This is a genomic window from Sporolactobacillus vineae DSM 21990 = SL153 (genome assembly GCF_000377985.1).
In the GTDB taxonomy this organism is placed as follows: domain Bacteria; phylum Bacillota; class Bacilli; order Bacillales; family Sporolactobacillaceae; genus Sporolactobacillus; species Sporolactobacillus vineae.
The window spans coordinates 1-11,427 of the sequence record NZ_KB899067.1 but is presented as its reverse complement, the minus strand read 5'-3'; the positions used below and the strand labels follow the sequence as shown (position 1 = coordinate 11,427).

Genomic DNA, 11,427 nt, shown 5'->3' with positions numbered 1-11,427 from the left:
TTGGAGCTTCTACCAACTCCTGAATGAGTTTTTCCAGATTGGCCTCCTGATTCGACTGCCGAATCTGATGCATTTTGAGCTCAAAGGCTTTGATATACTTTCTAACCGTTTTTCGATCAATTCCTGTTTCTCTCGCAATCTCTCTTTGTGATCGTCCCTCCCTTAAGTACTTCAATAAAATATCACGTTTCTGCATCAAAATAATCGTCATCCCCATCTCCCCACAGCTGACAATCTGATCATCTGTGGGTTAATTATATCTAAGTGGGGGAATTTTCAATGACTTTCCTGGGGTACTTTTAGATTACTATATACACCGGTTTGATCGTTAAGACAACATGACCGCTGATCCAATGATGATCTGGCCTAATTTTAACATCAATACTGTAATGATAAGAATCCATGCGAGTTCCTCCAGTCTCCCGGTTTATTCACTCACTTAAATGAGCTCAATCCTTCACAATCTTGAATGTTTCATCATCCCGGCGATTGTCCCGATTCTCGATGTACTCCTTGATCATGTCCTCCGTCACCGTTCCCACCGCATTGCAAAAGTAACCAGGTGCCCAGAGACTCTGGCCCCAATATCTTTGTTTCAATTCCTTGAACGCTTCCTGTAACATTTTTGAAGAACGTTCCTTCAGATATTGCAGGAGTTTGCTCGGTACCAGATTGGGCGGACAGGAGACCAAAAGATGCACATATTCCTTCCCGACACTCCCTCGGACAATTTGTATATTGCGAGCTTCACAGCCCCGCCAGATAAGTTCTTTCAGTCGGACAGCAATTTTGCCCCGCAAAATTTTAGAATGATACCTGGTCGTCCAGACAATATGATACTGAATATCATAGACAGTGTGACTTCCGCAGTGGATATAACCCATTTTAGTCACCTGACATTATTATAGCAGAGCTTTCAGAGGCTACTAAGTTCCACCGATCCTGAAAAGATCTACTGTCATTAACTAAATATTAGCCTTAATCCAGTTGTCCAAATCAGTAAGATCATAGGTTCTTTCTACTTGAGTCAATAATGATTCCAATGTTACGGCACTCATTGTTGATATAAGTGTGTCTTCAATATTAGCAACGAAGATCTTATAAAAATCGATATTTTCGAGTGGAGCAGCCAGCGAAAAACCTCCAGATTTACCCGTTGAAGATTTGACAAGGCCTTCATTTACCAATGCTTTAATGGTTTTCTTGAGATAAGAGTGAGAAACACCAAGTCTTTCACTAAGGGCAAGAGAATTAATGGCTCTATCTTCAGGTAATCTCGACAAAATTAATAAAACGTATATAGATTGTTCCCAGCCAGATCATTTTCCTGATGCGAACGAAATCATTTTGGCAGTGAACCATAAAAATTTCGTAGCACAACATGTGTACCAAAAAGCCGGTTACATAGATAATGGAACGAGAGCAATGGGCAGACATGGAGAAATGTTTATTTTGAGAAAAAGGATTGATTAAATACTTGTAAAACCGATCTCACTATACGTTAGATGCTCATGTGAAAGGACAGGAGGGAGGATAATGTATGGTTGTCTCAAAGCGTTTATTTCGTTTTTTATCATTACTCCGCCGTACACTATAGAGCACAAGCCGGCGAGCCAGGCGAACTCCGCGATGCATTGATCGCGCTGGAAGTTTTTGAGGGCAAGGAAGATTTGATGGTCGGGGACGACTGAAATGCGAACACCCCATAAGCTGGAAAAGGACTGCCATGCGGCAACCCTTCTTGCTTTTCAGCTTTGCTCATTTTTGATCCAGATACCGGTGAATGTCGTGGCTTCCGTGCAGGATGCGGTGGATTTCGATCACCTCGTCATGCACTACATAGAAAACAAGGTACTTGTCAACCGGCATCCGGCGGTAGACTTGGCGGAACTGCCCGCCGTGATACACCTCGTACATCTCCGGAAATTCGGCCAACTCGCGTATTTTTTCGACGATACGGTCGTACTGCTGCACTGCCGTCGATTCATAGAACTGTACCAGATAATCCACGATGTCCTCAAGGTCTTTCACCGCGATGGGCAGCATCACAACCTTACGCATTTTTATGACCCACTTTATCCGTCAGTTTTTTCCGCAGTTCCCGAGAAACGTCGGCAAAGTCGTAGCGGGTGGGGTTACTCTCCGCCTGTGTCTCGGCTTCATGCAGTGCGGCCTCGATGCGCTTGGACGACTGGATACCCTCGTATTGCTCCAAACTCATGACAACCATATCGCCGTAGCCATTTTTAGTCAGGAACACCGGCTCCTTTTCCTCATGGACAATACGCGAGATCTCCGTAAAATTGTTTCGCAGGTCTGAAATCGGTCGAATATTTGGCATGATCGGCTCACCTCCTATAACGTTATTTTATCATTATTATGATAAAGTATTCAGCATCACAAATTCAACTATTTTCAAAATGCAAATGTTGTTCCGAAAGGGACGGCCCATCTGCCATTATTATGCTTTTCCGGATCCGGAATAAGCAGATATCAAGAAAAAATCGCACTAAAAATGAGCAGTATAAAATGAGTTCCAAGAAATATTTTAAAAAAGGTATCAACAAATTTGTTTTTCTCAACAAAAATACAAATAAGCATCAATAAAGGAGCGATAATCAAAGCGATGTTTTTATTTAAAAACCAGTTGTTATAGCCGTACTCTATTTGAATAGAAGAGGGTGCAAAAGGATAGTAGAGCAATGAACATATGATTGAAACGATCAGAAATACAATCTTCGTTTTCCGTTGAAGAATAGGATTAAATAAGTCGAAAATATAACGCTGCAAAGTAATGACTCCCAATGATAGACGCCTTTTATCAACGACACAGGAGAAACGAACCACGAGCCATAGTTTATTCTTCAACAGAAATAATCGATTTCTTGTAGATCTCAATTTTCTTATCCAGGTGGTTGAGGCTTTTTTCTAATGCTTTCATCTGCTCGAGTATGGATACTCTGTGCGCGCGGAGCATTTCCAATCGTTCTTTCGTCGTGTTGTCACCATTATATCAGCTTCGCATATCTTTGTATTTCTCTTAACGGCATCGCTGTTTCTTTCAGTCTCAGTATGAAATCAACCCAGGCCTTATCCCTCTCGGTGTACTGCCTTTGATTATGCTTTCGCTTATAGTGTACCCAGAGCATTGAATGCAGTAGCCGTAGCAAAGGAAATCTTTCAAGAGAAAGGAATCATCTAAATTACTGTTTTTTCAGGCAATCCGTTCTTTGAAAGAAGACCGGATTGCTTTTTTCGCAGCATCCCCCTGCTTACCAGCTTCGTGATTTGCCCTTAGACAGACCGTTCCGTTTTGAACTTTGATTTTAATTATTGTCTCATTGATTCCATTAGACGGCCCCAATAATTACAGTGAAGCTGCAGATGTCTAGTTGATTAGAGTGATTCATCTATAGAATGACACCGCAAAGTCAATTATAATAACCACAACTCATAGAACAGGGAGTATCATAGAACATTAAACCCTTGATCCACTTAATAGTGTCAAGTCATGAAGTAGCTCTACACAACATTTTTATCTATTCTCGATAGAGAAAGAAAAATTTTATAAATCAAAGCCCCAAACAATGCCCCAAATGAATTTAAGAGTATATCATCAAAGTCTGTGGCTCTCTCGGCTCCATAAACGTACTTTGAAGAAATAATATTATATAAGAGTTGAATCAGTTCTATAGAAATTGAGCAAAAGAAGATCGAGATCAAGGATCTTTTCAGTGATCTGCCAAAGAAAAGTAAAAAGAAACATAGCGGAGAGAACATAAATAAATTTCCGAAAATTTGTATGTAGGTTGCTAATGAAACTGGCGAAGCGAAAGTATCGATTATGGTACGTAACGGTAAAAGGTTAACTGCCTCCCATGGAAAATGAAATGTTCCTGTAAACTGATTATGAGTAAATGCAAACCAATATGACGATAAACCAAAGCTAATGGTTAACACATAAACAATCCACAGGTAAAATTGATACAACAGAAACACGATGCCGTTAAATAATTTGTCTATTCTTATTCGTGTCGTCAAAAAGTAAAATATCAAGTTGAATATTGTCAGGTTAACGAAAACTCCTAAGCATAATGCTGTTAATGATTCACCAGAATGATGAAATGCATTAAGGAATAAGTAATAATCTGAAAAAAAGGAGAAAATCATCTCAAGAATAATCCCAGCAATAAATAATCGCCTTTTATTATTCATTACCTTCCTCCTCGAAAGTGCAGATCAGTAGATTCGACCGAGAATTTAAACTATCAGCTTGATTTGACTCCACTATGATTTCCGTCTCCACCTGATAATTGCCATCTTCTCAAACACATTCGAGAAAGAGCACTGAATTCCTGCAAGAATTAAATACAATCGTGGGAGATATGGCGAATGTATTATGAACGGACAAGGTCTCCGTCAAACGATGGACAACAACCATCGTCACTTTCCGGACATTAACGAAAAGCAGAAACATCTGCTTAAAGCGTGATGAAATCACGAATAATGCCCGAACAAGACAAAAAAGGATTTTGCTTGAACTTAGTCGAATATTTAACAATGTACAAAAATACGTATCGATCTGAGGAGAATTTAAATTAGTCCGAGATAATCAACACTCTTTAAAAATTTTTGCAATCGCACTGATTACTGCATCTTGCCAAAGTAAAGAGGTGTTTTGAATGAAAAAAGTCATCTTTTTTCTTATCGGCGCCGGCCTGGGTGTTATCTTTTTTATTCTTGGAATCGCTTTAAAGAGTCCACTCCTTTTCATGAATATCAGCGGAATTGCCGGGCTGATCAGTCTGTTCATTTCCGGGACCACTGTGGGTGCTTTTGTTTCCGGAGACAGAGTACGGGCAAATTACTGGTCGGAGACGAAGACCGGACGCAAAGAACGCATCGAACTGGCCATCGATACTGCACTTCTGGGACTTCCCCTTCTCGCTGCTGCCATCTGTATCTATTTTGTTAGCTATTGACCGGCCAAATGGGGGGGATAAAAAATGGATCAGCAAAAGAACCACCGCGAACAAGGCGATAATTTTGACCGCACATTTATTGGAAAGCCCGGCTGTATGCTTACCCTGATCGCTCTTTTTATTCTCATCATTATTATTGGCGTCTTTCTCGTCAAGTAGAGCACAGAACTAGCCCTCCTGATAAAAGGGCAGTAGTCGGTAAGAGTAAGTCGTGCGGTCATATATAGAAAAAAGTAATCCACCCGGCTTCACATCCTGTGATGGATTACTTTTTGTGATTCGTGCAGCGTAATGATCGCTTAGCGGTTTTTGTTATCGCCTTTCCGTTGGTGTGCAACCACCAACGGGTGTTATTGTTAGTTCTTTAATTTATATTATACACAAAAAACCATAAGTTCAACTTTTAGATATTTCTTTCGCGCTTAATTGTTCATGTGGTCATCCGTGATGCCACGAAAAGCAAGTTTCCAACTAAAACCGTACATGTTTCCTCATTCCGCTCGATACTGAAATCCTTCCGGGTACCAGGATTCCCACTCTTTTCTGAGCACTCCGTATCCAATGGAATCGTAGTATTCCCCGTCAACGATGCGTGCCTTACGGAAACAGGCTTCTTTTGTATAACCAAGTTTTTCGGCCAGTCTCATCATTCCGAAATTCCCCGACCAAGTACGCAGATCAACGCGTACGATTTCCGGCATCGCCTGAAATAGGTAGTCCGTCCAAAGAGCGAGTGCTTCATAGCCTCTTCCCTTACCCCAATGCTCCGGATTGTAGACAGCGATCCCGATACACAGCCAGTTTGTTTCCCGGCTTTCCCAGTATCTGCCGACTTCACCAATCAGCTGGTTTGTCTCTTTATCCGCGATGGCAAGACCATTTCTTGGTGTCTCTAAACTTTTTGATTCTTCTTTTAAAAAGTATTTTTCAATCCGATGAACTTCTTCATCTTGTGATTTTCTTGGATAATAGGGACCGTCAAACTTTTGCCAGTATCTGCCCGGAGACCTCCAGAAAATCCAGTCGTCCTTGTCTTTTAATGTCCAGTCACGCAGGATGATCTGTTTCCCTTCATAAAAAATCATGATTTTCACTCCATTAATCTTCCATGTTCTGAGGGGTTCTGAAGCTGATTCCATCCAGCCGGATGTGCAGATCCCCTTTCTTAATGCCCAGAATAAAGTCCTTCACATCCTGATTTTCAACGATCTTTAATCAGCTGCAGCATGTCCGGGTTCCCCGCAACATGAGCACTCATTTCTTTGAAAAGCAAATGATAGATATCCAAGGCTGCACCGGCCTGCCAGTCTGCAGGCAAAAATGATTTCGGCAATATCGGATCCTTAAGTAAAATCGTCCCGAATTGTTCACCTAATTCCAGTACATGAAAAAAAGCATCCCAGGAATTCGTCTGCTTTTCGGACCAGGCTGATTTCTTTTCATTCGCCCAGGCAATAAAATCTGTATACATCACATTAATCCCTTTCAAATCCCAGATCTCCTGTACCCTTTGATCCAAGTCTCCATAGACAAAGTCACCGGAAAAGACACTGACGTACGGTTGAACCTCCAGCGCTGAAAACATACTTCTTAATGTCTGCAGTTGATCATGAGGCGAAATGAATACACTCTGGAAAAGCTGACCATAACCGAGATCAAGCAGTTCCTGTCTTAAGTTATTCCGCAATCGTCTGAGCGACTCCGGAATCTGATACGTCACCAGCTGCCAGCTGCCGCTCCATTCCCGCTCCTTCAAGGCCAGCTTGTCCTGAAATGCCCGGATAAAGAGCAAACCTCCCGGGGTGATAAAATAAGCATGTCCGGAATGGTCCACGTATCCTGATTTCTTCAGCCGGGTCAGCGCATTGCGGACAGACTGCGCAGAGTAGTCTCTATTGCTGTAAATATGAAGTAATTCAGAAATCGCGATCTTTGGTTTCCGCATCAGAATATACAAAATCTGCTTATCGAGCGACAGCATTCAGATCAGTCCCTTCCTTCCATTAGTCTACACAAATCCTCTTCCCCTGTAACGAGAAAATAAATAACATATTAATAGACGTTCGTCATATTTAATATTATAATTCAAGAAAAGGATCCGGATTCCTTAAATCATGAACAACGAGGCGACTTTCCTGATGAAAAAGAGTTCATTTCTGTTTTTCCTGACCATGTTTCTGATCGGGACAGATACATTCCTGATTTCCCCACTTTTGCCGGTGTTAACTGAAACATATAAGATTCCTGCTGCGATCTCAGGCTGGCCGTCTTCGCGCTGGCCACATTTTTCTGCGGCTGGGCAGCAAGTTCCTGGACAATGATCCTCTTCCGTTTAATCGCCGGGATCGGCGCTACTTTCGTCAGCTCTCAGGTTTGGGCCGCCATTCCGCAGCTTGTGGCCAGAGAAAACATCGTCAAGTCGATGGGCTATGCGACAGCAGGTCTATCAATATCACAAGTTGTCGGTATCCCTATCGGCAGCTATCTTGCCGCCCTGTCCTGGCGCGTTCCGTTTTTTGTGACAGCAGGGTGTTCCCTGTTCTTGATAATTGCTATCTATATGTTGCTGCCTGCGATTCCTGCCCATAAAATAAGAGGTCGGAAGCCGACTCTTTTGGCCCCGTACAGGACACTGTTTCATACACCCCGGGTGATCGAGTATCTGCTCGCTTATCTCCTGTTTCAGACGGGGAACTTTGAAGCGTTTTCCTTTATCGGCTCCTGGTACTCGGCGAATTTCTCACTGCAAATTGCTGGGGTAGGCACAGCGATGATGGTATTAGGCATTGGCAATGCAATAGGCTCACTGTTCGGCAGCAGATTGATCAGAAGACTTGGTGAAGCCAGATCCTTGTTTCTGTCTTTTTGTGCTTATCTCATTTTCTATATCCTGCTTCCCTTTTCCCGCTCACTTTTGCAGGCCGAAAGCATCCTATTCTTGATCTTTATGCTTGGTGGATTCATCTTCCCCGTCTTCATGAGTACGATGCAGAGCCTGACGTCCACAGCAAGAGGGACTGTTTCCGCATTAGCCAATGCGGCGATGTACCTCGGAACCACGATCGGCGGAATCATCGGCGGGCTACTGTTCAGCCGTTTCTCTGGTTTCATCGGTGTCGCCTTGTTCACGGTGCTGGCTTATAGTGTATCACTGTCCGTCTATGCCAGCAGCGGTCTGTTTCGTAAGCAGGAAAAGAAGTCATAAAGCGTTGATTGATTCATGGCATACCTCTTCTTATTGTTTGGGCCGAACATATGTGTCATAATATGTTCTATCTTAAGCAAGACAATGGGATGTGAGAACCTGGTGAAAGAGTATTATCTGAAAAAAGCAAAGTGCATGCTGCGTTACAATGATTTCCCAGGTGATGAACCGGCAATTCTGTTTCTGCATGGAATCGGTTGTCCGGGCTCGTTTGACTACCCGCAAGTGGCCGCACAGGAGGAACTAAGAAATCACCGGTGTATCTTAATTGATCTGCTCGGTGCCGGCTACAGTGAAATCATGGGATCCTCCTGAGTCAAAGAGGGAATCGGCCGATATATATCCAGATCGGCTGATAAATCCTGAAATCGGACGATAAATCCCCAAGTCAAAATTTGATCCAATCAGACATTTTGTTTCGTCCATATGAGAATCGTGTCATTACGCCTGATTTGCATTGGATTCGGTTCACTTTTTTTGTTTTTGCTCTTTTTTTCACAGTATTCTTCGTAAACTGCGAAACATCTTCTTTAATAATTGCTATTGGCAACCCTTTTAATTCTGGAATAATTGTCAATTGCCAAAAATAAAAATCCAAAACCTGCGATGATAATGTGACATTACCTATTCAACCTTGTATTCTCCCAAATAAGATGACCCAATTATCATACCCGCAGGCACCAAGCTCATGTTGGCTGAGATCACTCGCCCGAGCAAATGTGTAGGAATTAGGTTCTGCCATCACCTTGACCAACATGACCTACTTTTTCCTTTTCAGACGAGTTCAATCAATCCAACACATACCCTCAACAACTTCAGTTTCCAGCTTATTAGAAACTCCACTCTGCCGCCAGCATCCCAAAAATACAGTGATCGACATAGTGATCATACATCCATTCAGCCTGGCGGATGCACCCTTCCATTTTAAATCCCAGTCTTTCCGGAATGCTTCTGCTTTTTTGGTTCTGTGCTGCTGCACGAATTTCAACTTTGTTAAGCATGATCTGCTTGAACGCATAATCAGTTAATGCGCTGGCAGTTTTCGTCATTATACCCCTGCCCTGATAATGCTCTCCAAGCCAGTAGCCTATCTCTGCCGTTTTATTTGTCCAATTAATCAGATTAATTCCTGCTATACCGACGATTAGTCCATCAAGTAAAATCACGAAATCCATGCCTCTGCCGTTAGCATGATTTCTCAGACTGAGCTTTATAAAAGATTTTGTATCTTCAGCTGTTGCCGTCCCGTCAACCCAGGGAAGCCATTTTCTTAAATAGTCTCTTGACTGATCGATCAGTTCAAAGATCCGCTCCGCATCTTTTAAATCAATTAGCCTTAGAGAAACATGTTCATCAATTTTAATTGTGAGCATCAGTAAACTCCCCTGTCTGTGTTAAATAGTACCGCTTACCTGGCAGTGGAGTCATCCCTCTTCATCCCCTAACAGGTATTTTCTGATAAACAATCAACACGTCACCATTCTGATTTTTTTTCGATCTTCCTGAACCCCGGCGTCGCTTTTTTTAATCCTGTACCTTATAATATCTGTATTATCCTGTATTTTCTACGGAGTGGTTGAAATATGTGACCTGTCATTATCATAAGTGCACGACCGATCTGTTGGATAGCTGCCTGGTGAGTGCGTCTGCGCGCTCATTCGGTTTGCGTTGCATTTAAAACAGAAGGGATTATGATAATGACAAAAGAACATTCATTCCGGTATCTCTGGATCGGGCAGTCTTTGGCCAATTGCGGGGATGTATTTTACATTGTCGGATTAATGACTGTGGTCTACGCGGTGACACGGTCAGCCATATTCATGACCGTTGTCCCTTTTCTGACGACCTTTATCCGATTTATCAGCGGTATTTTTGCTCCGCTGATTTTGCATAAGCTGGGTTTAAAAGGCGCACTGGTCCATTCGCAAGTGGGCAAGTCTTGCTTCTTACTGTTTATGGCACTCGCTTTGACGTTGCAGCTGTTTGGGCCGGATTTTCTGATCATCTTCTTTTTCGTGGCCTGTATTAGTTTTCTTGATGGGTGGGCTTCACCTGCCAGAAATACGATGGTGCCGCTGCTGGTCGATCAGGACCGGCTGGTCAAAGCGAACGGCTTTCTGGCCATTCTCGATCAATCCATTAATTTGAGTGGATGGGCGCTTGGAGGTATGCTGGCAGCTCTGATTGGCGGGTCAGCTCTAGTCTGGGTCACTTTTCTCCTGTTCGTGATTTCAACCTTTTTTATGTTCAGGATCCGAATCGACTCTTCGAAGCATGTGCCGACAAACGCTGAGTCACCAACCGGGAAACTTGAGGTCATGAAAGAAGGCTGGCACGCAATCTGGCACACGCCTGCTTTACGAATCATCAGCCTTGTGGAAGTGATTGGTACTGTCGCTTCGGTCGTTTGGATGGCGGCGATTGTCTTTGTATTTGTACGTCAGGTCCTTCATGTTAATGAATCATGGTGGGGGTTTATCAATTTCAGTTATTTCGCCGGTCTGATTATTGGCGGCCTGATCAGTGTCCGGCTTTCCAGTCAAATCAATAAACATTTGAACATCGTTGCGTCAGCGGGCGTGCTCATGACCAGCGCAGCCTCATTGTTCTTCGGCTGGAATACCCTGCCCTTGCTTGCATTGTTTTTTTCTGCAGTTGTCGGGCTTTTCGAACAGCTAAAAAGCGTGACTTTTGCGACGCTTATCCAGACAAATGCAGAGCTGCAATCACTGGCCAAAGTGTATTCTGCTCAGGATGCGATGTACTCCTTATCCTACGGCCTGGCGACTTTGGCCTTTGGGTATTTCACCGATAAAATTGGCGTGCAGCTTGTGTTCACTTTGTCCGGTGTCCTGCTGTTGATATCTTTTATATACGTTCTGGTTTTCAATCGTTACCTTATCAGGCCAGAAAGTGTCCGGGCGAACAGTTAATCATCCGGCTGGAGAGACTTTTGAATTCTGTAAAAACGTAAGCGTCAAATAATGGACACCTAGGATCGTCATCCGGATCATGGGATAATACATTCATCAAAGATAGATGGAGATGAATCTCATGACCTTGAACGAACGAGATTTGTTATGGAAAGAACGTATCGAATCCTTCGAATCCAGCGGTCTGAACGGTGCGCAATGGTGTCGGTCTCAAGAGATCCCGGTGAAACAATTTCGTTATTGGCATAAGAAACTGCGCCGCAGGGCTGCTGCCCAAACACAGGAACCGAAAAGGAACCGATGGACC

18 protein-coding genes are annotated in these 11,427 nt (G+C 43.1%); 8 read left to right on the top strand and 10 right to left on the bottom strand.

The features are described from left to right. From D889_RS0114220 to D889_RS15500, 3 genes are all read right to left on the bottom strand, one after another. On the bottom strand, positions 1–211 hold a 211-nt coding region (locus D889_RS0114220), incomplete at its 3' end, for a helix-turn-helix domain-containing protein (protein ID WP_026291247.1). Between the two features lie 238 nt (positions 212–449). After that, entirely contained in the window at positions 450–884 is a 435-nt protein-coding gene (tnpA, locus tag D889_RS0114215) for an IS200/IS605 family transposase (RefSeq protein WP_010632842.1), read from the bottom strand. Between the two features lie 81 nt (positions 885–965). Further along, positions 966–1,283, bottom strand: coding sequence for an RrF2 family transcriptional regulator (locus tag D889_RS15500; protein WP_238537735.1), 318 nt, complete (start codon positions 1,281–1,283; stop codon positions 966–968). Positions 1,284–1,544: 261 nt separating this feature from the next. Between D889_RS15500 and D889_RS15690 the strand changes: the two genes are divergently transcribed. After that, on the top strand, positions 1,545–1,691 hold the full coding sequence (locus D889_RS15690) for a hypothetical protein (protein ID WP_018962443.1): 147 nt from the start codon (positions 1,545–1,547) through the stop codon (positions 1,689–1,691). A 67-nt stretch (positions 1,692–1,758) separates the two neighbouring features. On the opposite strand, the gene D889_RS0114200 is transcribed toward D889_RS15690, so the two are convergent. The 4 genes from D889_RS0114200 to D889_RS0114180 form a co-directional block, all read right to left on the bottom strand. Further along, positions 1,759–2,061 (bottom strand): type II toxin-antitoxin system RelE/ParE family toxin, encoded by a 303-nt coding sequence (locus D889_RS0114200; RefSeq protein WP_010632844.1) that lies wholly within the window; start codon positions 2,059–2,061, stop codon positions 1,759–1,761. Continuing rightward, the gene (locus D889_RS0114195; protein ID WP_010632845.1) at positions 2,054–2,341 is read right to left on the bottom strand and encodes a type II toxin-antitoxin system Phd/YefM family antitoxin; all 288 of its coding nucleotides are present in this window, start codon (positions 2,339–2,341) and stop codon (positions 2,054–2,056) included. The genes D889_RS0114200 and D889_RS0114195 overlap by 8 nt, the downstream gene beginning before the upstream one ends. 667 nt (positions 2,342–3,008) lie before the next feature. Continuing rightward, positions 3,009–3,149: a MerR family transcriptional regulator gene (locus D889_RS16025; protein ID WP_162470908.1), complete on the bottom strand. Its 141-nt coding sequence runs from the start codon at positions 3,147–3,149 to the stop codon at positions 3,009–3,011. A gap of 373 nt (positions 3,150–3,522) precedes the next feature. Then, positions 3,523–4,170 carry a VanZ family protein gene (locus D889_RS0114180; protein ID WP_238537737.1) on the bottom strand — a complete coding sequence of 216 codons (648 nt, stop codon included), beginning with the start codon at positions 4,168–4,170 and terminating at the stop codon, positions 3,523–3,525. A gap of 512 nt (positions 4,171–4,682) precedes the next feature. On the opposite strand from D889_RS0114180, the gene D889_RS0114175 reads away from it, so the two are divergent. Together D889_RS0114175 and D889_RS15925 are read left to right on the top strand one after the other, a co-directional pair. After that, entirely contained in the window at positions 4,683–4,982 is a 300-nt protein-coding gene (locus D889_RS0114175) for a DUF5316 family protein (protein WP_010632849.1), read from the top strand. Between the two features lie 24 nt (positions 4,983–5,006). Then, complete coding sequence (locus tag D889_RS15925) at positions 5,007–5,141, top strand: hypothetical protein (RefSeq protein ID WP_018962441.1); 135 nt, start codon at positions 5,007–5,009, stop codon at positions 5,139–5,141. 332 nt (positions 5,142–5,473) lie between these two features. On the opposite strand, the gene D889_RS15085 is transcribed toward D889_RS15925, so the two are convergent. Together D889_RS15085 and D889_RS0114155 are read right to left on the bottom strand one after the other, a co-directional pair. Next, the gene (locus tag D889_RS15085; protein ID WP_018962440.1) at positions 5,474–6,067 is read right to left on the bottom strand and encodes a GNAT family N-acetyltransferase; all 594 of its coding nucleotides are present in this window, start codon (positions 6,065–6,067) and stop codon (positions 5,474–5,476) included. Between the two features lie 116 nt (positions 6,068–6,183). Then, the gene (locus tag D889_RS0114155) at positions 6,184–6,963 is read right to left on the bottom strand and encodes a PaaX family transcriptional regulator C-terminal domain-containing protein (RefSeq protein WP_010632851.1); all 780 of its coding nucleotides are present in this window, start codon (positions 6,961–6,963) and stop codon (positions 6,184–6,186) included. A gap of 133 nt (positions 6,964–7,096) precedes the next feature. Here D889_RS0114155 and D889_RS15800 point away from each other — a divergent pair, with 133 nt between their 5' ends. From D889_RS15800 to D889_RS0114145, 3 genes are all read left to right on the top strand, one after another. Further along, on the top strand, positions 7,097–7,303 hold the full coding sequence (locus tag D889_RS15800; protein WP_010632852.1) for a hypothetical protein: 207 nt from the start codon (positions 7,097–7,099) through the stop codon (positions 7,301–7,303). Beyond that, positions 7,300–8,187 (top strand): MFS transporter, encoded by an 888-nt coding sequence (locus tag D889_RS15215; protein ID WP_010632853.1) that lies wholly within the window; start codon positions 7,300–7,302, stop codon positions 8,185–8,187. Before D889_RS15800 ends, D889_RS15215 begins: the two co-directional genes overlap by 4 nt. A 102-nt stretch (positions 8,188–8,289) precedes the next feature. Then, a complete protein-coding gene (locus tag D889_RS0114145) occupies positions 8,290–8,502 on the top strand; it encodes an alpha/beta fold hydrolase (RefSeq protein ID WP_010632854.1) in 213 nt (70 codons plus the stop codon). A 515-nt stretch (positions 8,503–9,017) separates the two neighbouring features. Here the strand turns inward: D889_RS0114145 and D889_RS0114140 are convergent. Continuing rightward, the gene (locus tag D889_RS0114140; RefSeq protein ID WP_010632855.1) at positions 9,018–9,560 is read right to left on the bottom strand and encodes a GNAT family N-acetyltransferase; all 543 of its coding nucleotides are present in this window, start codon (positions 9,558–9,560) and stop codon (positions 9,018–9,020) included. Positions 9,561–9,884: 324 nt separating this feature from the next. Here D889_RS0114140 and D889_RS0114135 point away from each other — a divergent pair, with 324 nt between their 5' ends. Both D889_RS0114135 and tnpA (D889_RS15795) read left to right on the top strand, forming a co-directional pair. Beyond that, complete coding sequence (locus tag D889_RS0114135; protein WP_010632856.1) at positions 9,885–11,120, top strand: MFS transporter; 1,236 nt, start codon at positions 9,885–9,887, stop codon at positions 11,118–11,120. Positions 11,121–11,241: 121 nt separating this feature from the next. Then, the coding region (gene tnpA / locus D889_RS15795) for an IS66 family insertion sequence element accessory protein TnpA (protein WP_018962437.1) at positions 11,242–11,427 on the top strand (186 nt) is incomplete at its 3' end.

What these genes read in the sequence shown, in the direction of transcription:
- D889_RS0114155 (WP_010632851.1), bottom strand. Translation starts at nt 6,963, where the DNA reads ATGCTGTCGCTCGATAAGCAGATTTTGTATATTCTGATGCGGAAACCA.
- D889_RS15925 (WP_018962441.1), top strand. Translation starts at nt 5,007, where the DNA reads ATGGATCAGCAAAAGAACCACCGCGAACAAGGCGATAATTTTGACCGC.
- D889_RS0114140 (WP_010632855.1), bottom strand. Translation starts at nt 9,560, where the DNA reads ATGCTCACAATTAAAATTGATGAACATGTTTCTCTAAGGCTAATTGAT.
- D889_RS15215 (WP_010632853.1), top strand. Translation starts at nt 7,300, where the DNA reads ATGATCCTCTTCCGTTTAATCGCCGGGATCGGCGCTACTTTCGTCAGC.
- D889_RS0114200 (WP_010632844.1), bottom strand. Translation starts at nt 2,061, where the DNA reads ATGCGTAAGGTTGTGATGCTGCCCATCGCGGTGAAAGACCTTGAGGAC.
- D889_RS15085 (WP_018962440.1), bottom strand. Translation starts at nt 6,067, where the DNA reads ATGATTTTTTATGAAGGGAAACAGATCATCCTGCGTGACTGGACATTA.
- D889_RS0114135 (WP_010632856.1), top strand. Translation starts at nt 9,885, where the DNA reads ATGACAAAAGAACATTCATTCCGGTATCTCTGGATCGGGCAGTCTTTG.
- tnpA (WP_010632842.1), bottom strand. Translation starts at nt 884, where the DNA reads ATGGGTTATATCCACTGCGGAAGTCACACTGTCTATGATATTCAGTAT.
- D889_RS0114195 (WP_010632845.1), bottom strand. Translation starts at nt 2,341, where the DNA reads ATGCCAAATATTCGACCGATTTCAGACCTGCGAAACAATTTTACGGAG.
- D889_RS0114175 (WP_010632849.1), top strand. Translation starts at nt 4,683, where the DNA reads ATGAAAAAAGTCATCTTTTTTCTTATCGGCGCCGGCCTGGGTGTTATC.
- D889_RS16025 (WP_162470908.1), bottom strand. Translation starts at nt 3,149, where the DNA reads ATGCTCTGGGTACACTATAAGCGAAAGCATAATCAAAGGCAGTACACC.
- D889_RS15800 (WP_010632852.1), top strand. Translation starts at nt 7,097, where the DNA reads ATGAACAACGAGGCGACTTTCCTGATGAAAAAGAGTTCATTTCTGTTT.
- D889_RS0114180 (WP_238537737.1), bottom strand. Translation starts at nt 4,170, where the DNA reads ATGATTTTCTCCTTTTTTTCAGATTATTACTTATTCCTTAATGCATTT.